The sequence below is a fragment of the Enterobacter sp. Y17 genome, from assembly GCF_019730495.1.
GTDB classification, from domain to species: Bacteria; Pseudomonadota; Gammaproteobacteria; order Enterobacterales; family Enterobacteriaceae; genus Enterobacter; species Enterobacter asburiae_B.
This window is the reverse complement of record NZ_JAASKP010000001.1, coordinates 1,422,150-1,448,569: the sequence shown is the minus strand read 5'-3', so window position 1 is coordinate 1,448,569 and position 26,420 is coordinate 1,422,150. Positions and strand designations below refer to the sequence as shown.

The following is a 26,420-nucleotide window of genomic DNA, read 5'->3' as shown; positions in this document are numbered from 1 at the left end:
CGATCATCGTTTTCCTGCCGAAAAAAATAAATTCCGCCCCAGGAATCCCCTGGAAAATAATTATCTGCAATTGACATCCTTTATTGGACACAAAACCACTCCAATATTGCAGCATGTTTATCTAATATTATCTATATTGACTTATATTTATAAATGATACGATGTTACAGCAAAAAATAACAGAAATTATACTTTATGAACCTCGGCCACTGTTTCGCAATGCGGCCAAAAACAGCATCCAGGCCGTCAATGGCTCTCTGTTAGTGATTGAACCAGACGCGCTAATAGAGGAGGTACCTCCTTTTAATGATCAAACGTCTTTATTCGCTGCAGGCGTTAGTGGTGCCGGTGAAGAAATATATTCTCTATTGCGGATAATTCATCATCTGATAATGCAGGGAAAAGAAATTATCGTCTGGGTCGCAAAACGGGATGACCTGCTTATCAGACTGATGTACGAGCTTGGTGTACAGACGCTACTCTGCGAAAATTATTTGGAAGAAGAACTCGCTCAGCGTATGTTATCCAAAAATTTCAGTTCAGGATATTTGCCTTTACGCTCCCCGCTAATAAATAACATGAATAGAAAAAATAGGCTCACACACTCTGAACTGAATATTCTTATCGACTGCGCCCGAGGTCTGAGTGCCTATGAGATCGCCAGTATGCGCCATATGGGATATAAAACGGTCTTCACCCATAAACAAAACATCCGGTTACGTCTGAGCCTGCAAAAGTCAGCCAGTTGGCTGGATCTGCTTAACCGTTTGGATCAGATTTATTCAGTCTGAACATCTGGAGAACTATGTTTACTTTTACTGTTTGTTCCCGTGTGGTTCATCCGACTCTACTGAACGGGTTTATATCCAGCCTGAAGGCTTTTCGCGAACAAAACCCTGACTGGAAATATGAACTTACACGGCAGGATAACGCGCATCTGACTTTGCTTGATTTCACCGCATATGACACGCTTACTGATATCTCCGCCGCGGAGTACGAAAGTCTCTGCCGGCCAGGTGAAGGAACTGCTCTGGTTATGCTCTCTGCATGTCAGGAGAAGCTGGCGCATCAGCTCATGAGGTCATACCGGTGTTCACTGCTTTGTGTGGATGAACGTCTGCTTGAACTGCGTGAGCTAATAAAACACAGTATGAAAAAACAACGTTATATCAGTGCTCACTTCCTGCGACTGCAGGAGCAGGAAAATAATATAACCGACGGTATGATTTTTACCGATGCAGAAAAAAAAGTACTTATTGGCCTGAAAAGCGGTAAAACCGGGATTGAATTATCACGTGAAATGTTTCGAAGTCAGAAAACGATCAGTACCCATAAGCGAAAGATTATGTTTAAGCTGGGGGTTAAGAATGATCTGCAACTGCGCAAAGCGATACAAAAGCTCCAGCCGCCGCTGTGATGCGGCAGCTGTTCTTACGTCAGGTAATTTATCCCCCGGTATTGTTTGTCAGATATAACGGACCTGTGTTAATTATCCGTTAAAAGCGCTTAATATTTTTCAGGCAATTTATTAATTTTTATCAGAATACCTCGATTGATCTCAATATAACCACCGATACGCAAATCGCCCAGTATTTTAATAACACGACTGCGTGAAAGTCGGGTTTTTTCGAGAATATAATCACTGACGTTGACATGACCACTCAGCGCTTCATCTTCATTCATCAGGGCAATCAAATTCAGTCGTATCAACTCATAGGTGGAGAGCCCGACGGATGAGTAGTGGGCGACCAGCAGTTGCCGGACGGCATACATATAACAGTATGCGGCCTCTTTCCATAATCCCTTCGTACTGATGACGTCAAGCATCTCTTTTGTGGGCAGGATCTCATAGCTAACATTTCTGTAGGCCTTTATAAAAATGTCGGCGTTGGTGTCAATTAATTCGTTCATGCCAGTAATCATTGGGGCTTTGATGTATTTGATTAGAAGCCGATCGCTGCTTCGGTATATCGCAACGACTCCCTCATGCAGGATAAACGTTACTGGCTCGGTTTTCTTCTCCAGCGAAATGAGCTGGCGTGGCTTACCACTCTGGATCCGCCTGGTGTCAGAGGCTGCCTCGATCAGGGTATTGAAATGTGTTTCAGGTTTCATACTTATGGCTACCAAAAAAATTATAATTGTTAATGTATGATAGAAGAGTTTGTTGAAAAGATGATAAAAATTCCGAATCAGAACGTATCGATACAATCAGTCAGGAGGTTGATAAGGCTCTGAACAGAATATGGGGTTGGAGGATTAGCTTCATCTGGACATCCTTGTGAGAAAAACAAACATGAAACCGCCTTCCGATAGCGGTTTTGCGTACGCAGCTCGTCCTCAGTTGTATGCAAATGACATGGTAATAACAGGACTGATTGTACCGGGTATGTTGCCAGAGGCCATACTCACAGTATGTGTATGAATTTTAAAGGTCGGCGTGCCAACTGCTGAGGCAGTATCGATAATCCCTGTTCTCCCGCCGCTGTAGGCCTCATAAGAAAGTCCTTCAAACCGCTCGCCTGTAACATGCCACTTGAGTTTATCGCTCTGTTTTTCAACGTGGGCATCTTTTAGCGCGTCAGGGCGATAGATGGGTTTGATACTGGTCGCGGCGGCAATCTGTAGCGTCTTATTTTCCTTAGACGCAAACGGAATCGCCTTGACGCGAAGCCTGTACATCGACTCTTTAACCTGGGAAAGCGTGCCTGCAATAACAAGGCGCTTTAGGTTCTCTTTACCGCCTTCCTGGTGACAGAAGGGAAGAATGATGAGGTGGGGGGATTTGTGCACGTCGTTGTTAAGATTTTTCACTACCGCCTCAATTAAATACGGTGCACTGAACGGGTTGCGCACGATTACTGAAACTTCTTTTTTTGCTGCTTTATCTAAAAAACGGGTGCCGCGGAAATTGACAGTGTCGGAGGTATTATGAATGAGGGCAATTGCAACGCAGCCAGTTAATATAGGTAATGTGGCTTTCAATCCTGACTCCACAATAATTAATTGAAACAAACTCCGTAATATTATTATCTGGAGCTCCTTGCAGATCTTAAAAGATGATACTGGCGAAGATAAAAAAAGTCTTTTTTTGTAAGTCCTTAAAAGGATTGTGTTCTAATTGTTACATCAGACAAAATTTCTTTATTTGTCCACTATTATCATAGAACCGTGTTTATGAACCAACCTGATGTATCTGCAGGCAGGGCTCTTTGGTTGCTGGATTGCAATGGGTTTCTGAGGTGAGGGCGGCAGGGGCGGGGGAGAAAGCTGACTGCGCAGAAACGCGTTACCTTTTGTGCCATGCTAAAGCTTTTGTAATATGAAGTTATCCTTGCAGGCTTTTCGTAAAAAAAACCGGGCATAACATTATGCCCGGTTTTCGCTCCTGCCATTAAATTACCAGGTGTAGCTGACACCGGCATTCAGCTGCCATGGAGACTCGTAGTGATCCTGACCTTTGGCATAGTTCGCCCCGGCCCATCCGCTCAGGTTTTTGCTGAGCTTCACATCCGCGCCCAGGCCAACGATGCCGCGTGAACCGTCGGTGCTGTCGTTGATTTTTTCGCCGTTGATGTCCATGGTGTTGCTGTTCTCGGTTTCACCCGCAACGGCCAGATGCACATACGGACGGACCTCGGTGCCATTGTTCAGCGCCATCGCCGTACCGACATTCACACCGCCTTCCAGACCCAGTGAGGTGCTGCCGTCATCTTTCGTGTGCAGGCCATTTTTCAGCTTGTAGTCAACGCTGTTATAGCGGGCATAAGAAATCTGGGCATAAGGTTCGATATACCAGGCATTAAACTGCTTGTGGTAGCCCGTTTTGAAAGCTCCGCCGAAGCCATTGTTGTTATAGTCGCCGGTGGTATGACCGCCGTCCAGAGACGTCACGCTGATGTCGTTTTTCAGGTGCGTGCCCTTGATGCTGGCATCAAAGAACAGACCGTTGTTCAGGCGCAGTGAGGTATACAGTGAGGCGCCGTAGCTGTCGACATCTGTACCTGCACTGCCGCCGTCATGCATGTTCACATCCGAATACCCGCGGGTGGCGGCAAAACCGAACAGCAGGTTGCCCGGCGCGATATCGACACGCTTGTCAGCACCTAACATAAAGCCGTTGTTGGTCTGATCGTAGGCAGAACTGGTCTGCTCGACCTGCTGACGGTGGTAGCCGCCGTAGTAGCTGCCCCAGGCGTTCACCGTGCCGTCGCTGCTGCCGGTGAGGCGCTCGTTATCCAGACGGCGGTTCAGCACATCCTGTTCGTCGCTCCAGATGCTCATCGCTGCCGCACGGGTATTCACCACAGCCTGCGCGGCGGTTGAGAGCGTGCGTGAATCCGGGTTCGGGTTCGGATTCGGGCCAGGGGCCGGGTCTGGCGTCGGTTCTGGCGTAATGTTATCGAGGATCACGCTGGTTGACCCGTCTGCGTTAGCCACGCTGCGTGATTCGTAACGGTAAACCCCGACATCGCTCTGCATGGAGTTGAAGGTCGCACCGGAACCGTCCGTCACCTGAACAATGGTGTTGCCGGTCATATCGCCCGCCGCACCGCTGGAGCTGGAGGTGACGCCGGCATTAAAGCTGCCGGTGGCCTTGTCGGCCGTGAGCACGAAGGCTGAACCGGTTTCCGCGTTATACGTGGAGTAAATGGTGGACGCCGTCGGGCTGGCCGCCGCCAGCAGCGTGGTCGGTGCGGTGTCGGAAAGACTTGCGGTGTGGATATTCCCGCCGTCCATCACGATGGTGCTGGCACCGGTCAGGCTGATGGCATCGACATCCGTGGCCGCGTTGTTGACCCAGGCTGAGCCGTTGCTGATATTCAGCGCCAGCGCGCCGGTACCGGTTTTCCCGGCACTGCCGGTCCAGGCTGAGCTGTCGATGTTCACCGACTGGTCAGCGCCTGAAGAGGTGGTGATGGCGCCGGAAAGGGTAGAGCCGCTGAAACCGACCGTATCCACTGCGCTGGTACTGGAAATCTGCAGCAGATTGGTTTTGCCGGTCACCGTGGAGTCTTTCACGCTAACGGTGGAGCCCATGGTGGTACCCCCTTTAAGGATAATGGCGCTATCACCTTCTATAGTTGACCCTGCGCTTGAATTTAACGTGTAACCGCCACCCAGAGCAACACCATTTCCGGTCGAGGAACTTACCGTGGAGCTATCAATATTGATGATATTATTTTCATTGCCGGCATCATCAGCGTAGATCCCATAATTAACACCGTTTACTGTTGTGCCATTAGACAGCGTTACGTTGGTATTTTTATTACCGTACGTTGCAAAGCCAGTATCATCACTATTTACAGTAGTGTTAGAAATGTTGTAAGTACTTCCATTATTTAGTGCAAATCTTAATCCAGTATTAGCCGCAGAAATGGTTGAGTCCGCAATATCTATTGCGCCGGAATAGCCACCATTGGTCTTGATGCCTTGACCGTCCGATTTAATCGTGCCGTTAGTGATATGGACAACGCTACTCCCTTCGCTAATAAATACTGCTATGTCGCCAGAACCGCCACCATTAGCCTCAATCAAGGAATTAGAGATATCAACATTACTGCCGCTTTTACCCGATGTTTCCCAGACATAGACACCGTTTTTCCCACCCTTGATGGTTGAATTTTCAACCTTCAGGTTCGCTTTAGCCTGACCATTAATATTATTACGGACGAATAAACCGGTTTCCACGCCTTCTACATACGCATTGTCTGTGACGTTAACCGTAGCCCCTGTAGAGTTAGCAACATCTATACCAATTTTTCCGCCAGAAATAGTGGTCCCTGCGCCGCTGACATTCAGTGTTGCGCCTTTCGTAGCGTCTGTAAGATTAATGGTTACACTATTTTTATCTGGGGTATTACTTATTTTGCTACCGCCATTGATATTGGCAGTGACACCAGCTGTGTCTATTAGTACGCCATCAGTAACATTTTGACCGGTAACATCGGTATCGGCACTGATGGTTTGCGCGCTTGCGCAGGAACCCCAGGAATAAAGGGCGCCTAAAATAACAATATTAATTGCCTTGATTTTTGGTTTAAAAGTATTTAGAGACTGCTGTTTAGCATTTATCATATTGCACCATGAGGAGTATTTCGCCATAAAAATGACACCGATGTATTGCGGTGAGTAATGTTATTAATTGTGACCAGCTAAAAAAGTTCAGAAATTCTAATTTTAATGAAAAAGAAAAACCCCGAAAATATAGTCCTCTTTAGTACTTTCATCCCCAAACATCAGGCGGATGTTGTAATTGATTGATAGATAAGTTTTTTTGAGGCGTTCTTACCCAAGCTTTTTCCAGATAACAGGCTTGCACTGTAATGCGAAAATAATGTTAAATTTTCTTTAATAAAACGAAAATAAGAAGAAAAATGCTGTTCAGAATAAACTGAACGGCATCTGTTATTACGGAGCGCATGACAGGATCTATTATTAATCCGGACAGGTGCGATAAAGCTGGTTCGGCACCGAACGCGCTAAACGCCCGGCGATCTTATTAAGCGATTGAACTCCTGGTGCAAAGCGGGCCGCAGCAGAAAAATGTCTGCTTTGAGCGAGACGTTGACGTTCAACGCTGGCGCCCAGCATTTGCGGATTGGCACAGAATACTTAACGGAACTGCAAATTACATGGAGTGAAGAGGGGGATAAAACTGGCTGCGCAGAAGCGTGTTATCTTTTTGTGCATCCGGAAGCTTTGTAAAAGGACGTTATCCTTGCAGGCTTTTCGTAAAAAAAAACCGGGCATAACATTATGCCCGGTTTTCGCTCCTGCCATTAGATTACCAGGTGTAGCTGACACCGGCATTCAGCTGCCATGGAGACTCGTAGTGATCCTGACCTTTGGCATAGTTCGCCCCGGCCCATCCGCTCAGGTTTTTGCTGAGCTTCACATCCGCGCCCAGGCCAACGATGCCGCGTGAACCGTCGGTGCTGTCGTTGATTTTTTCGCCGTTGATGTCCATGGTGTTGCTGTTCTCGGTTTCACCCGCAACGGCCAGATGCACATACGGACGGACCTCGGTGCCATTGTTCAGCGCCATCGCCGTACCGACATTCACACCGCCTTCCAGACCCAGTGAGGTGCTGCCGTCATCTTTCGTGTGCAGGCCATTTTTCAGCTTGTAGTCAACGCTGTTATAGCGGGCATAAGAAATCTGGGCATAAGGTTCGATATACCAGGCGTTAAACTGCTTGTGGTAGCCCGTTTTGAAAGCTCCGCCGAAGCCATTGTTGTTATAGTCGCCGGTGGTATGACCGCCGTCCAGAGACGTCACGCTGATGTCGTTTTTCAGGTGCGTACCCTTGATGCTGGCATCAAAGAACAGACCGTTGTTGAGGCGCAGTGATGTATACAGTGAGGCGCCGTAGCTGTCGACATCTGTACCTGCACTGCCGCCGTCATGCATGTTCACATCCGAATACCCGCGGGTGGCGGCAAAACCGAACAGCAGGTTGCCCGGCGCGATATCGACACGCTTGTCAGCACCTAACATAAAGCCGTTGTTGGTCTGATCGTAGGCAGAACTGGTCTGCTCGACCTGCTGACGGTGGTAGCCGCCGTAGTAGCTGCCCCAGGCGTTCACCGTGCCGTCGCTGCTGCCGGTGAGGCGCTCGTTATCCAGACGGCGGTTCAGCACGTCCTGTTCGTCGCTCCAGATGCTCATCGCTGCCGCACGGGTATTCACCACAGCCTGCGCGGCGGTTGAGAGCGTGCGTGAATCCGGGTTCGGATTCGGGCCAGGGGCCGGGTCTGGCGTCGGTTCTGGCGTGATATTATCGAGGATCACGCTGGTTGACCCGTCTGCGTTAGCCACGCTGCGTGATTCGTAACGGTAAACCCCGACATCGCTCTGCATGGAGTTGAAGGTTGCACCGGAACCGTCCGTCACCTGAACAATGGTGTTGCCGGTCATATCGCCCGCCGCACCGCTGGAGCTGGAGGTGACGCCGGCATTGAAGCTGCCGGTGGCCTTGTCGGCCGTGAGCACGAAGGCTGAACCGGTTTCCGCGTTATACGTGGAGTAAATGGTGGATGCCGTCGGGCTGGCCGCCGCCAGCAGCGTGGTCGGTGCGCTGTCGGAAAGACTTGCGGTGTGGATATTCCCGCCGTCCATCACGATGGTGCTGCCACCGGTCAGGCTGATGGCATCGACATCCGTGGCCGCGTTGTTGATCCAGGTTGAGCCGTTGCTGATATTCAGCGCCAGCGCGCCGGTACCGGTTTTCCCGGCACTACCGGTCCAGGCTGAGCTGTCGATGCTCACCGACTGGTCAGCGCCTGAAGAGGTGGTGATGGCGCCGGACAGGGTAGAGCCGGTGAAATCAACGGTGTTCACTGCACTCGTGCCGTCGATCTGCAGCAGATTCGTTGCCCCGGTGACAGTGGAATCAGCAATATTAACGGTACTGCCGATAGCATCACCGTAAAGCACAATGCCATTATTACCGGTGATCGTGGAGCCTTCGTTCACGTTCAGCGTAAAGCCATTACCCAGCTTAACCCCATCGCCCGCAGTAGCTTTGAGAGAAGAGCCATTAAGGGTTATGGTACTACCCGTACTGGCGCTGTTATCGACCAGAAGACCGGCCAGAGCACCACTGATCTTCGTATTATTGATAGTAATGTCGGTCGAACTCGCGTTATTTACCCTGACGCCATAACCATAGGATGACGTATCTGTAACGGTAGAATCACTTATCGTAAAGGTTGAATTGTTATAAGTACGAACATAGATTCCACCTAATGCGTTGGAATTTAACTCAGTGTTTTCAACATTGACGTTGTTATGTTGCCCCGTCATTTTCAACGCGTAGCCATCCGCGGCTCCGGTTGAGCCCAGTACCGAATTGGTGATGCTTGCCGTGGTATCATCGGCCCAGATATGCACACCGGCATAACCCCCAACAACGGTCGCGTTATCAACCTTCAGGTTGGTGTTAGTCGCAACCCTGCCACTGTCAGTGTGAATATAAATTGCGTTGCCGTTCGCACTGGTCACGCGTGCACCGTCTGTCACGCTTAGGGAGGAACCGTCTGTCTGGGCAATCTGAATACCCGCTCCCATACTCATGATTTCCGTTCCCTGACCGCTAATATTGATGGTCTCCTTTCCGCTCGGGGAATCAACAAAGATTGCCGGTCCCGTTCCCCCCCCGGTGACTTTGCTTGCACCATTGATATTCAAAGTCACATCATCCGTCGCAAAGGTGATCCCATCTGTAACCACCTGCTTGGTAATATCCGTATCCGCGCTGATAACCTGCGCGACGGCGGTATTTCCACAGGAATATAGAACGCTCAAAATAAAAATATTCAGCGCATTTCTTTTGGGTTTGAAACTAGTTGAAGGTTGCTGCTTTGCGTTTGCCATATTGCACCATAGAGAGTGTTTTGCCATAAAAAGGAATAAATGTATTGCGGTGAGCAATATTATTAATTGCGACCGACTAAAAAGTTCAGAAATTTTACGTTCAATTAAAAAGAAAAACTCCGAAAATATAGTCCTCTTTAGTACTTTCATCCCCAAAACATCAGGCGGATGTTGTAATCGACTGATAAATAGGTTTTTTATGAGGCGTTCTTACCCAGGCTTTTCCCTGATAACATGATTGCAATATAATGCTTAAATAATGTTAACTTTTATTTAATAAAACGAAAATAAAAAAAGTGCTGTTCAGAATAAACTGAACGGCATCTATTATTACGAAGCGCATGACAGGATCTATTATTAACCCGGACAGGTGCGATAGAGCTGATTCGGCACCGAAGGCGCTAAACGCCGGGCGATCTCATTAAGCATTTGGACTCACGGTGCAAAGCTGACAGCAGCAGAAAAAATTTCTGCTTTGAACGAAAAGTTGACGTGTAGGCTGGCGTCCTGTCCTCACCGGCCATTCCGCTTTAGCGTGTTACAGGGCTGAGACGAGGTTTCGGATCTTTTCTGCCTTTTCAAAATGATCGAGTTTCATTTCCATAATCCACCAGTGCGCAACTTCCATAAGCAGTTCTGGATCGTCATTTTTATTAGCAAAAAAAGCATAAAACGAAAGCCCAACATGGCTTCCCTTAGAGGCAATTTTTGAATCACAGATCCTGATGATTTTCGCCTTCATTTCCTGGCGCACGTCATCTCCTTATTTATATTCTGAATCTGAAACAACGACATCGTTACCCTCAACCAGCAGCGGAACCCTGCGGACAGCTAAAAAAGCCGTAAGCAGTTATCTGCTTACGGCGCCAGGATCGGTGATGGTTTTTCTGACAATCAGGCCGCTTTCACGGCCCTGATTTTTTTCGTGTCAGCCGCATCGGATTCTGTTTTATCCGTTGCAGCTGAAGCATTGAGATCGGGAAGCTTGCTGGTACGCAGAATATGCTGCACCGTCTCTTTCTGCTCGGCGAGATACAGGCCGAGATTTTCAGCCTGCGTTTCATCCAACTGCATTCCGCTTTGCAACAGCCAGTCGGTGAACGCGTCTGCCATATCGAGCAGCTTGTCGTGAGCGTCAGCCTCTTTCTTACTGGCAAATGTCATTTTCTCTTCACCTTTTCTTACGACAACAAATTTTGTTTCAACAGCCATCGTGCACCTCGCTATACTGTATTTATATACAGTATAGCAGCTACCGATAGACATTGCAGCAAAATATGCATCACTGGCAAAGCTGCTGCGATTCCGGGCCACCCATACTCCGCCGCCACGCCCCGGGCGCCTGACCATACTGACGCTTAAAGCTGCGGTTGAAGGACTGCTGGGAGTCGAAGCCCAGCGCGATCGCCACGTTCAGAATCGGCTCATCGCTGCGCGTTAAGCGCTCAACCGATTTTTGCAGCTTTTGCGCGCGGATATACCCGGCGAGGGGATAGCCCGTATGCTCTTTGAACAGGCGCTGGAGGTGCCATTTTGAGTAGCCGGATCGCCTGGCAACGGACTCAATGTCCAGACGGCTATCCAGGTTGTTGTCGATCCAGTCGAGTAAATCATGCATAAATGCGCCAGTGTTCATCTGGTTACCCCCACGCGGTCTGTCAAAAGGTATCTTTATCTGTTGCATTAAAAGGTGGCGCGTTTTTGTATTAATTGCAAGTTTTATTGTTGCATTTAAAACCCTGACCGAAACGGGTCTTTTTACATCCGCTCAAATAGCACATAAAGTGCAACAATTATTCTTGCACTTAGTTAAGCGCCTTCCTACAATCGCCGCGATAGTGTATTCGCAACTGTTACAGTTTTGTGGCGATGAACGACACAAATGGCCTTGAGACAGCCACCGGACAAAGGAAGTGGCGCAGTGCCTCCTGCTGCGTCTTGCCCGGCGGCGACAATTACCGGAATAAAAATAATGAGCCTGCAAAAAACCTGGGGTAACTTTCATCTGAACGCGCTGGGGGTCATGTTGCTCTCCGTGCTGCTCGTCGGATGCGACAACAGCGTCGCGCAAAACGCCGCGCCGCCTGCGCCCGCCGTCAGCGCTGCTGACGTGGTGGTGAAATCCATTAGCCAGTGGGATAGCTTTAACGGCCGGATTGAGGCGGTGGAGAGCGTTCAGCTCCGTCCGCGCGTGTCCGGCTACATTGATAAAGTGAATTACACCGACGGCCAGGAAGTGAAGAAGGGTGAGGTGCTGTTCACGATTGATGACCGAACCTATCGCGCGGCGCTGGAACAGGCGCAGGCGAACCTGGCGAGAGCTAAAACGCAGGCCAACCTGGCGCAAAGTGAGGCTAACCGTACCGATAAGCTGGTCAATACCAACGTTGTCTCCCGTGAAGAGTGGGAGCAGCGTCGTTCGGCCGCCACTCAGGCGCAGGCCGATATTCGTGCCGCGCAGGCGGCAGTGGACGCCGCGCAGCTCAACCTGGACTTCACCAAAGTCACCGCGCCTATCGACGGTCGCGCCAGCCGGGCGCTGATCACCAGCGGCAACCTGGTGACCGCGGGCGACACCGCCAGCGTTCTCACCACGCTGGTCTCGCAGAAGACGGTTTACGTCTACTTTGACGTGGACGAGTCGACCTACCTTCACTACCAGAATCTGGCCCGCAGCGGGCAGGGGGCGTCCAGCAATCACACGGCGCTTCCGGTTGAGATTGGCCTGACGGGCGAGGAGGGCTATCCCCATCAGGGCAAGGTGGACTTCCTTGATAATCAGCTGACGCCGAGTACCGGCACCATCCGTATGCGCGCTCTGCTGGATAACGCCCAGCGTCAGTTCACGCCGGGACTATTTGCCCGCGTCCGCCTGCCGGGCAGCGCGGAGTTCAAAGCCACGCTTATCGACGACAAAGCGGTGCTGACCGATCAGGATCGTAAATACGTTTATATCGTCGATAAAGAGGGGAAAGCGCAGCGTCGCGACATCACGCCAGGCCGTCTGGCAGACGGTTTACGCATCGTGCGGCAGGGGCTGAACCCTGGCGATAAAGTTATCGTCGAGGGTTTACAAAAAGTGTTTATGCCGGGTATGCCGGTTAACGCGAAAACCGTTGCCATGACCGCCACCAGCGCCCTCAACTGATCCCTTGACCTGAGAATCCTATCCATGGACTTTTCCCGCTTTTTCATCGACAGGCCGATTTTTGCCGCGGTGCTGTCGATTCTGATTTTTATCACAGGGTTAATCGCCATCCCGCTGCTGCCGGTGAGCGAATATCCTGACGTCGTGCCGCCAAGCGTGCAGGTGCGCGCGGAGTACCCGGGCGCTAACCCGAAAGTGATTGCCGAGACGGTGGCGACGCCGCTGGAAGAGGCGATCAACGGCGTTGAGAACATGATGTACATGAAGTCCGTTGCGGGCTCCGACGGCGTGCTGGTCACCACCGTCACCTTCCGTCCGGGAACCGACCCGGATCAGGCGCAGGTGCAGGTGCAAAACCGCGTCGCGCAGGCCGAAGCGCGTCTGCCGGAAGACGTGCGGCGCCTGGGCATTACCACCCAGAAACAGTCCCCGACGCTGACGCTGGTGGTGCATCTGTTTTCGCCTAACGGCAAGTACGACTCCCTGTATATGCGTAACTACGCCACGCTGAAGGTGAAGGACGAGCTGGCGCGCCTGCCCGGCGTCGGCCAGATCCAGATTTTCGGCTCGGGTGAATACGCGATGCGCGTCTGGCTGGATCCCAACAAGGTGGCGGCCCGCGGGCTGACCGCGTCGGACGTGGTCACGGCGATGCAGGAGCAGAACGTGCAGGTATCCGCCGGGCAGCTTGGCGCCGAGCCGCTGCCGAAAGAGAGCGATTTCCTGATCTCCATTAACGCCCAGGGGCGTCTGCATACCGAAGAAGAGTTCGGCAATATTGTCCTGAAAACGACGCAGGACGGTACGGTAGTCCGCCTGCGCGACGTGGCGCGTATCGAAATGGGGTCCGGCAGCTATGCGCTGCGTTCCCAGCTGAACAATAAAGACGCGGTCGGGATTGGTATCTTCCAGTCGCCTGGGGCGAACGCCATTGATTTGTCTAACGCGGTGCGCGCGAAAATGGACGAACTGTCCACGCGCTTCCCGGCTGACATGAAGTGGGCGGCACCTTACGATCCGACCGTTTTCGTGCGCGACTCCATCCGTGCGGTGGTGCAAACGCTGCTGGAAGCGGTGGTACTGGTGGTGCTGGTGGTGATCCTGTTCCTGCAAACCTGGCGCGCGTCGATCATTCCGCTGATCGCGGTGCCGGTTTCGGTGGTGGGTACCTTCAGCATTCTCTACCTGCTCGGCTTCTCGCTGAATACCCTGAGTTTGTTCGGGCTGGTGCTGGCCATCGGTATCGTGGTGGACGACGCCATCGTGGTGGTGGAAAACGTCGAGCGAAACATAGAAGAGGGGCTTGCTCCGCTTGCGGCGGCGCATCAGGCGATGCGCGAAGTGTCTGGGCCGATTATCGCGATTGCGCTGGTGCTGTGCGCGGTGTTTGTGCCGATGGCGTTTCTCTCGGGCGTTACCGGTCAGTTCTACAAGCAGTTTGCGGTGACGATCGCGATTTCCACGGTCATCTCCGCTATTAACTCGCTGACGCTCTCTCCGGCGCTGGCGGCACTGCTGTTAAAACCGCACGGCGCGCCGAAAGATTTCCCGACCCGGCTTATCGATCGTCTGTTCGGCTGGATTTTCCGTCCGTTTAACCGCTTTTTCCACCGCAGCTCGAACGGCTATCAGGGGCTGGTGGGCAAAACGCTGGGACGGCGCGGCTCGGTATTTGTGGTGTATCTGCTGCTGCTCTGTGCCGCTGGCGTGATGTTTAAAGCGGTGCCCGGCGGGTTTATTCCGACGCAGGATAAGCTGTACCTGATTGGCGGCGTGAAGATGCCGGAAGGTTCTTCGCTGGCGCGCACCGACGCGGTGATCCGCAAAATGAGCGAAATCGGGATGAATACCGAAGGGGTGGATTACGCGGTTGCGTTCCCGGGGCTGAACGCGCTGCAGTTCACCAATACGCCGAATACCGGGACGGTCTTCTTTGGCCTGAAGCCGTTCGACCAGCGCAAACATACTGCGGCGGAAATAAACGCGGAGATTAACGCGAAAATCGCGCAAATTCAGGAAGGTTTTGGCTTCTCCATCCTGCCACCGCCGATTTTAGGGCTGGGTCAGGGGTCGGGCTATTCTCTGTACATCCAGGATCGCGGTGGTCTGGGGTATGGCGCGCTGCAAAACGCGGTGAACACCATGTCCGGCGCGATTATGCAGACCCCGGGAATGCACTTCCCGATTTCAACCTACCAGGCTAACGTTCCGCAGCTGGACGTGCAGGTCGACCGTGACAAGGCGAAAGCGCAGGGCGTGTCGCTGACCGATCTTTTCGGAACGCTGCAAACCTATCTGGGCTCGTCGTACGTGAATGACTTCAACCAGTTCGGCCGTACCTGGCGCGTGATGGCGCAGGCCGACGGGCAGTTCCGCGACAGCGTTGAAGATATTGCGAATTTACGCACCCGTAATAGTCAGGGCGAAATGGTGCCGATTGGCAGTATGGTGAAAATCACGACCACCTACGGGCCGGATCCGGTGATCCGTTACAATGGCTACCCGGCGGCGGATCTGATTGGCGATGCCGACCCGCGCGTCCTCTCGTCTTCACAGGCGATGACGCAGCTGGACGCCATGTCTAAGCAGATCCTGCCAAACGGGATGAACATTGAATGGACGGATCTGAGCTTCCAGCAGGCAACGCAGGGCAACACGGCGCTGATCGTCTTCCCGGTCGCGGTGCTACTGGCGTTCCTGGTCCTGGCGGCGCTGTATGAAAGCTGGACGCTGCCGCTGGCGGTGATCCTCATCGTGCCGATGACCATGCTCTCCGCGCTGTTTGGCGTCTGGCTGACCGGTGGCGATAACAACGTCTTCGTGCAGGTGGGGCTGGTGGTGCTGATGGGGCTGGCGTGTAAGAACGCGATTCTTATCGTGGAGTTTGCCCGCGAGCTGGAAATTCAGGGCAAAGGCATTATGGAAGCCGCGCTGGAGGCGTGCCGCCTGCGTTTACGTCCGATTGTGATGACCTCCATCGCCTTTATTGCCGGGACTATTCCGCTGATCCTCGGCCACGGCGCGGGCGCAGAAGTGCGCGGCGTCACCGGGATCACGGTCTTCTCCGGGATGCTGGGCGTGACGTTGTTTGGTCTATTCCTGACGCCGGTGTTTTACGTGACGCTGCGTAAGTTCGTGACGCGCGGGAAAAAAGAGGAAAGGGACGTTCTGCCCGCGTAGGAACGCTGCAGATAATAAAAAACCGCCTTCATTGTGAAGGCGGTTTTTTTACATCTGAATGTAGGCCGGGTTAGCGCAGCGCCACCCGGCAAGATCGTTACGACGTTTTTTGATACTGGGCAATAAGGTCCGGGAGGGGATCCCATCCGCTGCTATCGGCGTTTTTAACCGCTTCCAGGGCGCTTGCCACGGTATGGCGGGCGAGTACCGCTAACGAAGCCTCCTCGGCTTCTTCGGATATCGATTTGAAGTACCAGCAGGCGTTAGCGCTGACCACGCAGCGGGCCGGTACGTCAGGGCGCGAGGCCCACAGCTTTTTATCTTCGATGACCGAAAGGTAGATGTCGCGCAGGGTGATCTCTTCCGGCGGGCGACCAAGATGAATTGAGCCGTTACGGCCAAGCGTTGAGACGATAATGCCGTCACGCGTCAGCGGAACCATCAATTTGCGGATGAAGCTCGGGTTCGCTTCCAGGCCGTAGGCCAGAATCGCACTCGTGGAACGTTCACCCAATTGCTCCGCCATCGCTACGCTGAGAACCATCTGCAAAGCTGTCGGGAAGCGGTAATCTAACATTTCTCTGTCCTGGGTTGCGGTGAATCTTGTTCTTTTTGGCACCGCAGAGGTGAATAAGCAATAAACAACAATATAACAAATACGGTAATTATTTTGAAGCAATCTGCGGCATTTGCGATCGAACTCCCTGTTCTGATTTAGCAAAACGTGCGGTTCGGGAAGTCAACCGTAACCATCAGGCCACCTTCAGCGGAAGTACTCAGGTTTACGCTGCTGTTGTGTTGCTGCGCCACCGCTTTGACGATGGCAAGCCCCAGCCCGCTCCCGCTTTGCACCTGATTGGGATCGCGGAAAAACCGGTCGAACACGCGCTCGCGCAGTTCAACCGGAATACCGGGCCCTGCATCTGAAACGCGAAGCCGCGCGAAGCCATCTGCTATGCAGACATCGACCTGAATCCGCCCGCCCTCGGGACTGTACTTCACGGCGTTCTCAATGAGGTTATCAATAAGCGATACCAGGCGTTCCCTGACGCCGGGGATCCAGATGTCATCCTCGGCGAAGAATTCCAGCTCAATCCTGCGCGCAGACGCCAGCGGTTCCAGCTCGGCCATTCGCTCCTGGATGAGCGTCGTCAGCGGCACGGTCTCCATTTCCGTATCAATGCGCGCTTCGCTGTGCATCATCAGCAGCAGCTGGTTGACGAGACGCGCTGCCCGGCTGTTGCTGCGAATCACCCCCGCAAGCAGCTCCTGCTGGCTCTCGCTAATGACCCAGGACTGCAGCGCTTCCACGTTGATGCGCATCGCCGCGAGGGGCGTACGCAGCTCGTGCGCGGCATCCGCAATGAAAACCCGTTCCCTTTCCGCGCTTTCACGCACCCTGGCAAGGAAGTCATTGATCGCATCCACCATCTGGCGAAGCTCCCTGTGTCCGGGAACGGCTTTTAAAGGGGAGAGATCGTCAGGCGTGCGTAACGTAATTTCATTGACCACCTTGTTCCAGGGGCGCATCGCAATGCGGATTGACAGCCACGCGGGAAACAGAAGAAAAGGGAAGCAGACCAGCAGCGGCATGATGTAGTAGCCGCGCGAGTTCAGGTAGATAAAGAAGTTCCAGCCGCCGGCCGGGGTGAAAAGGGTGACCTCCACGTCGGAATGAGCGGATTTAAGGGTTCGGCTGGTCCAGGTACGACCATCGCTCTGAACACGCTGCATTTCCCCAAACCGGGTGTTGGTTACCCCCGTTGGCGCATCAGGCGATGAAAAAATAATCGCGTTATTTTTGCGCACGATGAAGTTGATTGACAGCGCGGGATCTTCGCCGCCGCCATAGCCCTCACGCAGCGCCTTGCTAAAGGCTTCCAGCACCGCGGTGCGATCCTGCGGGTGTTCGTCCATCCGCTCGACCAGGGTAAAAAGGGTGTCGTAGGTATGACTGCCCGTAAGGATGGGAGGGCTGCGCAGGTCCTCCCACAGAATAAAGGTTAAAAATAGACACCACAGCAGGGTAAGCAGCAGCAACTGGGCGATAATAATTCGCCGTACCAGCGTTGGGCGTCTCAGGTGGTACCAGACGTTTTGCATTACCCTGTTACCTTCTGGACTGAAACGGTATCAATGACATACCCGACGCCCCGCACCGTTCGCACATAGCCATCGCCGATTTTTCGCCGCAAATTTCCCATATGCACGTCGAGCGCATTGCTGAGGTTCTCTTTGTTGCCGAATATCCGTTCTTCCAGAAACCGTCGCGTAATCACGCGGTCAGCGCGCAGCATCAGCGTTTCCAGCAGCGCATATTCACTCGCCGTCAGGTCTACGTGGCGCGCGCTCACCGTCACGCGGCGCGTCGGAACATGAAGCGATAGGCCTCGAATTTCTATCGCCTCATTCTCGAAACCGTAGCTGCGCCGCGCCAGGGCTCTCACCCGCGCCAGCAGCTCGGCGAGAATAAATGGCTTGACGAGATAGTCGTCCGCACCGGCATCCAGCCCGCACAGCCGATCCTGCAGCGTACCTCGCGCCGTCAGGATGATGACCGGGATCCCCTTGAGCTGCTGACGCAAACGCGCCATCAGGCTCATGCCGTCGCCGTCGGGCAGCCCCAGGTCGAGCAAAATAAGTTCCGGCACGCAGACGTCCAGCTGATGCAGCGCATCCTCTTTGCGGCGAACCCATATGACGTCAAACCCTTGATCGGAGAGGGCGATACGTACGCCGTTGCCGAGATCCAGGTCGTCTTCGATTAGTAGAATTTTCACACTGGTAACTGTATCAACCGTGAATGAAGAACTTCTTAAGAAAAAAACGGTATCAGGAAACCTGCCCGGTTTACAGCGTCGGCTCGCGCTTCAGTGTTTCTTCATGTTCGGCTCATAAGAACCTTAGGGTCGGTATTCAAAATGGGCGTTCTGGCGGTTAACCGCATGCATCGTCATCATTTGAATCCAGAAGGGCTTCTTTAATGAGAAACATCGAACTGCGTCATACGTTCCCCCATTTACTTCCGGGCCGCAGCCTGAAAAACCTCGTGTCGGGCGTCGTTCTGGCGTTACTGGCCACGCCTGCACTTGCGGCAGAGCAGAGCCAGGGTAACGTCTTAACCCTGGGGGGCGGCGTGGACGTCGCGCCGCGCTACTCGGGTTCCGATAAAACCCGCGTTTCCGCAGCTCAGGTGGTGGAGTACGCCATGGCAAACGGCTTCTTTATCGGCACCACGCGAGGGATCGGTTACGGCAACAACTTTGGCAATCTTGATTACAGCGCCGCGCTGAGCTATCGAGTTGGGCGTAAAGATAAAGACGTGAGCAGCGATTCCATCAGCTCCGGCAGCGACGAGCTGCGGGGAATGGGCGAGATAAAAGGCTCGGCAATCGTTGTGCCCGGGCTTGAGTACAGGGTGACCGACTGGCTTCACCTGCAGCTGCAGGCAGAGGTTCCGGTTTCTGAGAGGGACAACGGTGAAGCGGTGCATTTCGGCATTTCCAGCCCGTTCTATACCTCACCCAAAAATGAGGTGACGCTGGCGCTGACCGGCAGCTGGGGATCCGACAAGTATATGCAGACCTACTACGGGGTCAGCGCCGCTCAGTCGAGCGCATCGGGCTTTGCCCGACATGACGCCGGGGCGGGAATTTATGGCTACTCGATGAATCTTGACTGGACCCACAGGCTCACCTCGCGCTGGAGCGTCCTTGCCTCAGCGGGCGTTACGCAGCTGACGGGGGATGCGGGTGATAGCCCCATTGTACAACGCAAAACGTCGCCCACGGGGAGTTTGAAGGTGACGTACAGTTTTTGATTGTGGGCCGCGGTGGCTTAACGTTTTGAGCACGCACTTGCGGTAATTAAAGCCGCTCCGGTTGAGATGGCGGGGCGGTTCCCTTTGCAGACAGTTACAGCACTGCACACGAGGTTGACGGATTTATCTAAAGCTCCATTGTGCCGTAATGACAAACACGGAAGGTATGATAATACCCACATCCATTCCAAAATAAGACGTAAAATTATACTGGAACCCATGATATATATAGGGCGAAAATCCTATCCCCGTTGCTTTTTTAAAATCATGGTATGAACCATGGTCACCACAATCATCGAAAGTATTAAGGAAAAATTCACCTACATATCCATAGATTCCTTTAAAAACCCAACCGTTATCCCATCCAGCCCAGTCTCTTCTTACGCCGGCAGCGAGGCATCTGTCATTAAAGCTGTTTTTCATTGTCCCTAGCACAAGACTGTATTTCGACGTATCCGAGAATTTCCTCTCCACGGATATGAACTTATTTTCAAAGTTCTCCGTGTATTGTCCTCGATTATGGGTCAGATGATAAACGTATGAGCCGGTGTTTATTGAATACAGATTTATTTCATCTGCAGAGCAATGCAACGTAAAAAGATAAAAACTTCCGCACCACAGCCATGTGGGGCATCTTTTCCGAACTGTCTGCTTATGTGGAATATTATCCATATTCGCTCACTTTGGCTAACGTACTGAAATTATAAGGACTGTTTTCGGTCTTCAGCTGGATAAATTTTAGCATACATACCAAAACTCGAGATATTCACGTCACGGATTGGGGGCTGAAATTACGATAGAACATGTTCTGCGAACCCTTACCCCACGCGCTTACAGGAGTGAAAATCAGCCTTTTGCCGCCGCTAAAATCATAGCCTCTGAGGTATAATCGCTGTTCAGAAAACGGCAAAGAGGATGTGACAAGATGCTGACTTATATCACCATAGGTACAAAGGATCTTCAGCGCGCCGCGTCGTTTTATGACGCGATTTTTAACGTGCTTGGCTATTCACGTTTGCCTGCCTGGACCGAGGACTGGGCAATGTGGGGAGATGAAAATAATCCAGATGAGGGGTTTAGCTTCTGTATTTGTCCTCCGTTTGACCGACAACCCGCAACGGCGGGAAACGGGACAATGTTCGCATTCCGTGCAGCTAACGCGGAGCTAGTCAGACGTTTCCATGCAGCAGGCCTTCTTGCGGGAGGGAGGAGTGAAGGCATGCCAGGGACACGAACCGCGTACGGCCCCGATTTTTATGTTGCCTATCTGCGCGATCCTGACGGGCATAAGCTGGCATGCGTTTGTCAGCATTATTCTCCTGAAGCCGATACGTTCCCGGACGAAGAATAGTCACAAGCGGTCGTTTTTGAACTATGTTTAACACCAGTCAGAATAATAAATAGTTGAACTGTTATTAGATTCTGAACAGTGACGCCTTAATCCGGAGCATTTGAAAGCCAGAACCTCACTGAGAAGTGTGCCAGCATGACGTGGCTAATATTCCTATCCGGAGAAGAACGTGTTCGGAAAACAATTGTTAAACTACATGCCAGGTTTACAAACTTTGTTAGCCTACAATAAAAGCTGGCTAAAACATGATGTTAAAGCCGGGTTATCCGTTGCGGCTGTCGCGCTACCCGTGGCTATTGCTTATGCTGAATTGGCAGGTGTTGGGGCGATAGTGGGGCTCTATTCCTGCGTTTTACCGATGATAGCGTATGCACTCTTTGGTTCTTCACGTCAGCTTATTGTGGGCCCTGATGCCACGACCTGCGCGGTGATTGCGGCCGTCGTGTTTCCGCTTTCTGCAGGTAATTCCGAACTGCACTGGCAGCTGACGATTATCATGACGTTGATGATGGGCGGATGGTGCCTGCTTGCCAGTAAATTTCGTCTGGGCGCACTTGCCGATTTACTTTCTCATCCCATCCTCACGGGTTTGCTTAATGGCGTTGCCGTGACGATTATTGTCGGGCAATTAGGCAAGGTGTTGGGGATAAAACTCGACGAAGCGCAGGTTATTGAGAAAATAATGGCCTTGCCAGGCCGTCTTTCCGACAGCCATTTATTAACCGTTGGCATATCGCTTTTAACGTTAATTATATTAATGGCGATCAAAACCTATCGCAGCCACTGGCCGGCACCGTTGATTGCCATTGTGATGACAACGCTACTGGTATGGGCGACATCTGCGCAACAGTACGGTATTGCCACTATTGGGGGTGAAGGCTTCCAGCCTGGTTTACCCGTCGTTAACTGGGGCGCGTTCCAGCCCGGTCCGATGCGTGATTTAGTGATCCCGGCACTGAACCTGGCGTTGGTCAGTTTTGTCAGCCTGATGCTGACCGCCCGCAGTTTCGCCGCGAAAAATGGCTATGAAATTAATGCTGATGCAGAGTTCAGAGCGCTGGGTATTGCGAACATTATGTCTGGGTTATCTCAGGGGTTTGCTATCAGTGGAGCCGATTCCCGGACAGCGGTTAATGATTCAGTGGGTGGGAAAAGCCAGCTGGTTTCCATCGTCGCAGCCTTACTCATCGGTATCGTGGTGGTGTTTTTCACTCAGCCATTACAATTTATTCCGGTATCTGCATTAGGAATTGTTCTGATGTACGCATCCTGGTCATTAATTGATCTGCGCGGGTTATGGAATCTGAGGCGAAGAAATAAACAGGCATTTCGCCTGGCCTTTTTCACGTTTGGCTGTGTGTTAATTATCGGCGTTATCCAGGGGATCGGCCTTGCGGTGTTGCTTGGCCTGTTACAGTTCCTGCGTACGGTGTTTCGTCCCTCTGAGCACTTACTGGGAACCGACGAAGATGGAATGATTCACTCGTTAGGGAATACAACCGATATTAAAATGGTCCCGGGCGTGCTGATGTATCGATTTAACTCCCCGTTGACCTATTTTAACGTGGCTTATTTTAAGCGTCGGGTATTGAACCTGGTTGATGGTGCAGCAGTACAGCCTAAATGGGTGGTCATTGATGCCGTTGCATGCTTCACCTATTCAGATATCAGCGTTCTGGCAACCATAAATGAGTTAAAGCGTGACCTGAAGGGTCGAGAGATTACGTTAATCCTTGCGGGCAGAAAAACGGAATTAACGCGCTGGTTTAAAGATAGCCGACCAACGATGAATGATGATGACATGATTCTGGCGCCAGACCTCTATCTGGCACTTCGGTTCATTCAAAGCAAAGAGAGTGCGAGTGAATCAGGTGGCGAGGTATAAGCTAAAGGCTTGCCCGCCACCCGCGAGCAAGCCACACCCTTAGCGATACAGCGTCTTTTCCGTAACCGGAATAAGCAGCCCGGATCGCCAGTCCGCGAGCGTCAGCTGCGCAAGCCTGCCCAGCGCGGTATAAAACGGATGCCCGGCGTTGTCGACAAACACCGACAGGAAGCGGGTGCTCCACGGCAGCAGGTGCCACGCCAGAAGCTGATTGCACTCCGGCTCGCGGCCATTCTCGGCCAGCCACGCCGCCAGCAGCAGCAACGTACCGAAATGATCTTCCGGCTCATTCTGCTGCATCTCAAACGCGATATTGTTCTCCCGCATCCACTGGCGCAGCGCGAGGGTCGAGTCGCCAAACAATACGGATTCACGGTCCAGCCAGACGGAACCCCACGGCGGAGCGGGCAGGGCATACGGACCAATAAACAGCCGTTGCCAGGCGTCCGCCAGCGGTTCATCGGAAGATGAGGCAAACGTATCGGCAACGGGCTGCAGCGTTTCCGAAGGCAGGGGCCAGTCCTGAACCCATTCGCCAGCGGTGAGCGCTTTCACCAGCGGCGCGGCCTGCTCGCTGTCGGGAGCGAAATAAAACAGCGCGCCCAGCACCCGGGCGCTGAACGCGAACGATTCACGATGTGAGACGTCTTTCATTAAACTTTCCTTGCTCGCGCGGATGACGCCCGCGCGACTGTGTTAACCGATAATACTGACCACAGAATAAACCAGGGTCTCGCGTTTCACCCTCTATACCTTCTCAATCTGCACCAGATTGGTGTGCTGCGGGTTGCCTTTTGCCAGCGGAGAAGGTCGATGGGTCGTCAGCGTGTTGATGCATGAGCCGTGATCGATACGATCGCCATTCATATTGGCATCATGCCACGCTCCCTGGCCCATGGCGCTCACGCCGGGCATGATGCGCGGCGTGACTTTCGCTTCAATTCGCACCTCGCCGCGATCGTTAAATACTCGCACCGTATCGCCGTTCTTGATGCCGCGTTTTGCAGCATCGACAGGATTAAGCCACACCTCCTGGCGACAGGCTGCTTTCAGCACGTCGACGTTACCGTAGCTCGAGTGGGTACGGGCTTTGAAGTGAAAGCCAAACAGCTGCAGCGGGAACTGCGCGCGCTCGGGCGCATCCCAGCCGTCAAAGGTCGACGCGTAGACGGGCAGAGGGCTGATGGTCTCATCTTTTGCCAGCTCCCAGGTAGCCGCAATCTCCGCCAGCTTGCTGGAGTAAATCTCAATCTTGCCCGATGGCGTTTTCAGCGGATGGGCTTCCGGGTTCTCGCGGAATTTTTTATAGGCCACAAAGTGTCCGTTCGGATCTTTACGCTTATAAATGCCCATTTTTTTCAGCTCGTCATAGGACGGAAGCTTAGGGTCTTTCTCGAGCATTTTGGCATACAGGAACTGCAGCCACTGTTCCTGCGTACGTCCTTCGGTGAATTTCTGATGGATGTCCGGACCGAGGCGTTTTGCCACTTCGCTCATCATCCAGTAGATCGGCTTACGCTCGAACTTCGGCGCGGTCACGGGCTGGAGGAAAATCAGGTAGCCCATGTTACCGGCGTAATCGTTAGGAATGATATCTTCCTGCTCGACGGTCATCAGGTCCGGCAACACGATATCGGCGTACTTCGCTGACGAGGTTATGAAGTTGTCGATGACGACAATCATTTCGCACTTGCTTTCATCCTGTAGGATCTCGTGAGTTTTATTGATATCAGAGTGCTGGTTGATGATGGTGTTGCCCGCATAGTTCCAGATGAACTTAATCGGCACGTCCAGCTTATCCTTACCACGCACGCCGTCGCGTAAGGCGGTCATCTCCGGCCCGCGGGCGATGGCGTCCGTCCAGCTGAAGCAGGAGATTTGCGTTTTGACCGGGTTATCCGGTATCGGCATACGTTCGATGGTAATGGTGTAGGTCGACTCGCGCGCGCCGCTGTTACCGCCGTTGATTCCTACGTTTCCGGTGAGGATCGGCAGCATGGCGATGGCGCGCGACGTCAGCTCGCCGTTCGCCTGGCGCTGTGGTCCCCACCCCTGGCAGATATAGGCCGGTTTCGCGGAGCCGATTTCACGAGCAAGCTTGATGATGCGATCCGCAGGAATGCCTGTGATGCGTGAGGCCCACTCCGGCGTTTTCGCCGTGCGGTCATCGCCCTGGCCGAGAATGTACGCTTTGTAGTGGCCGTTAGCGGGCGCGCCTTCCGGCAGCGTTTTTTCGTCATAGCCCACGCAGTATTTATCCAGAAACGGCTGGTCGACCAGGTTTTCGTCGATCAATACCCACGCGATTCCCGCCACCAGCGCGGCATCGGTACCCGGACGGATCGGGATCCATTCATCTTCGCGTCCGGCTGCCGTATCGGTATAGCGCGGGTCGATGACGATCATGCGCGCATTGGATCGCTCGCGGGCCTGCTCCAGATAATAGGTGATCCCACCGCCGCTCATGCGGGTTTCCGCCGGGTTATTGCCGAACATCACCACCAGTTTGCTGTTTTCAATATCCGAGGTGCTGTTGCCATCGTTGCTGCCGTAGGTGTAGGGCATCGCGCAGGCAATTTGCGCCGTGCTGTAGGTGCCGTAGTGGCTCAGGAAACCGCCGTAGCAGTTCATCAGGCGCGCCACCAGCGAAGCGTAAGGGGAGGAGCGGGTGATATTGCCGCCGACAATCCCGGAGGAGTAGTTGATATACACCGCTTCGTTGCCGTATTTGCTGACCACGTTTTTAAGGCTGGCGGTGATGGCGTCCAGCGCTTCATCCCATGTGATGCGCTCGAACTTGCCTTCACCGCGTTTGCCCACGCGTTTCATCGGGTAGTTGAGACGGTCAGGATGATTGATCCGACGGCGAATTGAACGTCCGCGCAGGCAGGCGCGCACCTGATGGTTACCGTAAATATCCTCGCCGGTGTTATCGGTTTCGACCCAGTACACTTCGTCGTCGCGGACGTGCAGACGCAGCGCGCAGCGGCTGCCGCAGTTGACCGAGCAGGCGCCCCACACCACTTTATCTCCAGAAGGCTGGACGGCGTTCTTCACCGCCGCGGCGGCGCTTTTTAAGCCGAAAGGAAGCGAGATCCCGCCGGCGGCCAGCGCCAGAGAACCTATTGCCGTAGATTTCACGAGAGTTCGACGGCTAATTCCGCCGTGATGTTCAGTATCGGACATGGCTCACCCCATCATTATAATTACGTATTATTTTTCCCGAAATGATAACCGGGCTAATGATGGGGTGAGTGTTACTGATTTGGGGGTATTAAATCTTAATCCTCATCAAATCAAAGGGGATTGAGGGTAAATTACTGCGCTTCAGCAGCCCCGTTGCCTGTGCGGGTGTACAAAATTTTAAAGGTGTCGTTGGCGCAGTGGCCTACCACCTGCGTGCCCGCCTGGTCAGCCTGATCGTTCGGCACAATGCTCAGCGTAAAACCTGATTCAGGCACGCCGTTGTTGATAATTTTCTGCTGAATGTCGCTTTTCACGCGCTCGCAGGAATCCGGTGCCGCCAGCGCGGCCGTTGAGGCACTCATTAACAGCAGGGCGGTAATCCAGGGTAACCGTTTCATCTGTAGCTCCTTTTCTCTGTGTAGAGATTAATTTTAGCAGGCTTCGTGTAAACAACTGTATTTGCTAATATGA

General features: G+C 52.8%; 21 protein-coding genes. 7 read left to right on the top strand and 14 right to left on the bottom strand.

The annotated features are described in order from the left end of the window. Positions 1-161 precede the first annotated feature (161 nt). Together HCH49_RS06660 and HCH49_RS06655 are read left to right on the top strand one after the other, a co-directional pair. Positions 162-791 carry a hypothetical protein gene (locus HCH49_RS06660; protein ID WP_221702438.1) on the top strand — a complete coding sequence of 210 codons (630 nt, stop codon included), beginning with the start codon at positions 162-164 and terminating at the stop codon, positions 789-791. Positions 792-805: 14 nt separating this feature from the next. Beyond that, a complete protein-coding gene (locus HCH49_RS06655; RefSeq protein ID WP_221702437.1) occupies positions 806-1,417 on the top strand; it encodes a helix-turn-helix domain-containing protein in 612 nt (203 codons plus the stop codon). 89 nt (positions 1,418-1,506) lie between these two features. Here the strand turns inward: HCH49_RS06655 and HCH49_RS06650 are convergent, their stop codons facing one another. From HCH49_RS06650 to HCH49_RS06620, 7 genes are all read right to left on the bottom strand, one after another. Next, entirely contained in the window at positions 1,507-2,115 is a 609-nt protein-coding gene (locus HCH49_RS06650) for a helix-turn-helix domain-containing protein (RefSeq protein ID WP_221702436.1), read from the bottom strand. A 225-nt stretch (positions 2,116-2,340) separates the two neighbouring features. Further along, positions 2,341-2,985: a molecular chaperone gene (locus HCH49_RS06645; protein ID WP_183269152.1), complete on the bottom strand. Its 645-nt coding sequence runs from the start codon at positions 2,983-2,985 to the stop codon at positions 2,341-2,343. A 414-nt stretch (positions 2,986-3,399) separates the two neighbouring features. Further along, a complete protein-coding gene (locus HCH49_RS06640; RefSeq protein ID WP_221702435.1) occupies positions 3,400-5,040 on the bottom strand; it encodes an autotransporter outer membrane beta-barrel domain-containing protein in 1,641 nt (546 codons plus the stop codon). 1,747 nt (positions 5,041-6,787) lie between these two features. Beyond that, positions 6,788-9,079, bottom strand: a complete 2,292-nt coding sequence (locus HCH49_RS06635) for an autotransporter outer membrane beta-barrel domain-containing protein (protein ID WP_221702434.1) — start codon at positions 9,077-9,079, stop codon at positions 6,788-6,790. A gap of 838 nt (positions 9,080-9,917) precedes the next feature. Then, positions 9,918-10,133 (bottom strand): DUF6500 family protein, encoded by a 216-nt coding sequence (locus tag HCH49_RS06630; RefSeq protein WP_039262681.1) that lies wholly within the window; start codon positions 10,131-10,133, stop codon positions 9,918-9,920. 140 nt (positions 10,134-10,273) lie between these two features. After that, positions 10,274-10,591 carry a YebG family protein gene (locus tag HCH49_RS06625; RefSeq protein WP_221702433.1) on the bottom strand — a complete coding sequence of 106 codons (318 nt, stop codon included), beginning with the start codon at positions 10,589-10,591 and terminating at the stop codon, positions 10,274-10,276. A gap of 70 nt (positions 10,592-10,661) precedes the next feature. After that, the gene (locus HCH49_RS06620; protein WP_039262679.1) at positions 10,662-11,015 is read right to left on the bottom strand and encodes a helix-turn-helix domain-containing protein; all 354 of its coding nucleotides are present in this window, start codon (positions 11,013-11,015) and stop codon (positions 10,662-10,664) included. A 336-nt stretch (positions 11,016-11,351) separates the two neighbouring features. Between HCH49_RS06620 and HCH49_RS06615 the strand changes: the two genes are divergently transcribed. Both HCH49_RS06615 and oqxB read left to right on the top strand, forming a co-directional pair. Next, on the top strand, positions 11,352-12,527 hold the full coding sequence (locus HCH49_RS06615) for an efflux RND transporter periplasmic adaptor subunit (RefSeq protein WP_221702432.1): 1,176 nt from the start codon (positions 11,352-11,354) through the stop codon (positions 12,525-12,527). Positions 12,528-12,551: 24 nt separating this feature from the next. Continuing rightward, complete coding sequence (gene oqxB / locus HCH49_RS06610) at positions 12,552-15,707, top strand: multidrug efflux RND transporter permease subunit OqxB (RefSeq protein WP_047061712.1); 3,156 nt, start codon at positions 12,552-12,554, stop codon at positions 15,705-15,707. A 97-nt stretch (positions 15,708-15,804) separates the two neighbouring features. On the opposite strand, the gene HCH49_RS06605 is transcribed toward oqxB, so the two are convergent. From HCH49_RS06605 to HCH49_RS06595, 3 genes are all read right to left on the bottom strand, one after another. Continuing rightward, positions 15,805-16,284 carry an Rrf2 family transcriptional regulator gene (locus tag HCH49_RS06605; RefSeq protein ID WP_029739386.1) on the bottom strand — a complete coding sequence of 160 codons (480 nt, stop codon included), beginning with the start codon at positions 16,282-16,284 and terminating at the stop codon, positions 15,805-15,807. A 137-nt stretch (positions 16,285-16,421) separates the two neighbouring features. After that, positions 16,422-17,810: a HAMP domain-containing sensor histidine kinase gene (locus HCH49_RS06600; protein ID WP_047061713.1), complete on the bottom strand. Its 1,389-nt coding sequence runs from the start codon at positions 17,808-17,810 to the stop codon at positions 16,422-16,424. Continuing rightward, on the bottom strand, positions 17,810-18,487 hold the full coding sequence (locus tag HCH49_RS06595) for a response regulator transcription factor (RefSeq protein WP_048980503.1): 678 nt from the start codon (positions 18,485-18,487) through the stop codon (positions 17,810-17,812). The genes HCH49_RS06600 and HCH49_RS06595 overlap by 1 nt, the downstream gene beginning before the upstream one ends. A 203-nt stretch (positions 18,488-18,690) precedes the next feature. Here HCH49_RS06595 and HCH49_RS06590 point away from each other — a divergent pair, with 203 nt between their 5' ends. After that, positions 18,691-19,527, top strand: coding sequence for a MipA/OmpV family protein (locus HCH49_RS06590; RefSeq protein WP_221702431.1), 837 nt, complete (start codon positions 18,691-18,693; stop codon positions 19,525-19,527). A gap of 123 nt (positions 19,528-19,650) precedes the next feature. Here the strand turns inward: HCH49_RS06590 and HCH49_RS06585 are convergent, their stop codons facing one another. Continuing rightward, positions 19,651-20,199, bottom strand: coding sequence for a hypothetical protein (locus HCH49_RS06585; protein ID WP_260454038.1), 549 nt, complete (start codon positions 20,197-20,199; stop codon positions 19,651-19,653). 253 nt (positions 20,200-20,452) lie between these two features. Between HCH49_RS06585 and HCH49_RS06580 the strand changes: the two genes are divergently transcribed. Both HCH49_RS06580 and HCH49_RS06575 read left to right on the top strand, forming a co-directional pair. Further along, positions 20,453-20,878, top strand: coding sequence for a VOC family protein (locus HCH49_RS06580; RefSeq protein ID WP_221702430.1), 426 nt, complete (start codon positions 20,453-20,455; stop codon positions 20,876-20,878). Positions 20,879-21,047: 169 nt separating this feature from the next. Next, entirely contained in the window at positions 21,048-22,763 is a 1,716-nt protein-coding gene (locus tag HCH49_RS06575; RefSeq protein ID WP_221702429.1) for a SulP family inorganic anion transporter, read from the top strand. A gap of 39 nt (positions 22,764-22,802) precedes the next feature. On the opposite strand, the gene dmsD is transcribed toward HCH49_RS06575, so the two are convergent. The 3 genes from dmsD to HCH49_RS06560 form a co-directional block, all read right to left on the bottom strand. Beyond that, positions 22,803-23,417 (bottom strand): Tat proofreading chaperone DmsD, encoded by a 615-nt coding sequence (gene dmsD / locus HCH49_RS06570; RefSeq protein WP_221702428.1) that lies wholly within the window; start codon positions 23,415-23,417, stop codon positions 22,803-22,805. 93 nt (positions 23,418-23,510) lie between these two features. Then, positions 23,511-25,949: a selenate/tellurate reductase subunit YnfE gene (gene ynfE, locus HCH49_RS06565; RefSeq protein ID WP_221702427.1), complete on the bottom strand. Its 2,439-nt coding sequence runs from the start codon at positions 25,947-25,949 to the stop codon at positions 23,511-23,513. Positions 25,950-26,080: 131 nt separating this feature from the next. Beyond that, entirely contained in the window at positions 26,081-26,347 is a 267-nt protein-coding gene (locus HCH49_RS06560) for a DUF1161 domain-containing protein (protein WP_029739394.1), read from the bottom strand. Between the last annotated feature and the right edge of the window lie 73 nt (positions 26,348-26,420).

What these genes read in the sequence shown, in the direction of transcription:
- HCH49_RS06600 (WP_047061713.1), bottom strand. Translation starts at nt 17,810, where the DNA reads ATGCAAAACGTCTGGTACCACCTGAGACGCCCAACGCTGGTACGGCGA.
- HCH49_RS06605 (WP_029739386.1), bottom strand. Translation starts at nt 16,284, where the DNA reads ATGTTAGATTACCGCTTCCCGACAGCTTTGCAGATGGTTCTCAGCGTA.
- HCH49_RS06635 (WP_221702434.1), bottom strand. Translation starts at nt 9,079, where the DNA reads ATGAGTATGGGAGCGGGTATTCAGATTGCCCAGACAGACGGTTCCTCC.
- HCH49_RS06655 (WP_221702437.1), top strand. Translation starts at nt 806, where the DNA reads ATGTTTACTTTTACTGTTTGTTCCCGTGTGGTTCATCCGACTCTACTG.
- HCH49_RS06640 (WP_221702435.1), bottom strand. Translation starts at nt 5,040, where the DNA reads ATGGGCTCCACCGTTAGCGTGAAAGACTCCACGGTGACCGGCAAAACC.
- HCH49_RS06590 (WP_221702431.1), top strand. Translation starts at nt 18,691, where the DNA reads ATGAGAAACATCGAACTGCGTCATACGTTCCCCCATTTACTTCCGGGC.
- oqxB (WP_047061712.1), top strand. Translation starts at nt 12,552, where the DNA reads ATGGACTTTTCCCGCTTTTTCATCGACAGGCCGATTTTTGCCGCGGTG.
- HCH49_RS06580 (WP_221702430.1), top strand. Translation starts at nt 20,453, where the DNA reads ATGCTGACTTATATCACCATAGGTACAAAGGATCTTCAGCGCGCCGCG.
- HCH49_RS06585 (WP_260454038.1), bottom strand. Translation starts at nt 20,199, where the DNA reads ATGGATAATATTCCACATAAGCAGACAGTTCGGAAAAGATGCCCCACA.
- HCH49_RS06560 (WP_029739394.1), bottom strand. Translation starts at nt 26,347, where the DNA reads ATGAAACGGTTACCCTGGATTACCGCCCTGCTGTTAATGAGTGCCTCA.
- HCH49_RS06615 (WP_221702432.1), top strand. Translation starts at nt 11,352, where the DNA reads ATGAGCCTGCAAAAAACCTGGGGTAACTTTCATCTGAACGCGCTGGGG.
- dmsD (WP_221702428.1), bottom strand. Translation starts at nt 23,417, where the DNA reads ATGAAAGACGTCTCACATCGTGAATCGTTCGCGTTCAGCGCCCGGGTG.
- HCH49_RS06650 (WP_221702436.1), bottom strand. Translation starts at nt 2,115, where the DNA reads ATGAAACCTGAAACACATTTCAATACCCTGATCGAGGCAGCCTCTGAC.
- HCH49_RS06625 (WP_221702433.1), bottom strand. Translation starts at nt 10,591, where the DNA reads ATGGCTGTTGAAACAAAATTTGTTGTCGTAAGAAAAGGTGAAGAGAAA.
- HCH49_RS06660 (WP_221702438.1), top strand. Translation starts at nt 162, where the DNA reads ATGTTACAGCAAAAAATAACAGAAATTATACTTTATGAACCTCGGCCA.
- ynfE (WP_221702427.1), bottom strand. Translation starts at nt 25,949, where the DNA reads ATGTCCGATACTGAACATCACGGCGGAATTAGCCGTCGAACTCTCGTG.
- HCH49_RS06620 (WP_039262679.1), bottom strand. Translation starts at nt 11,015, where the DNA reads ATGAACACTGGCGCATTTATGCATGATTTACTCGACTGGATCGACAAC.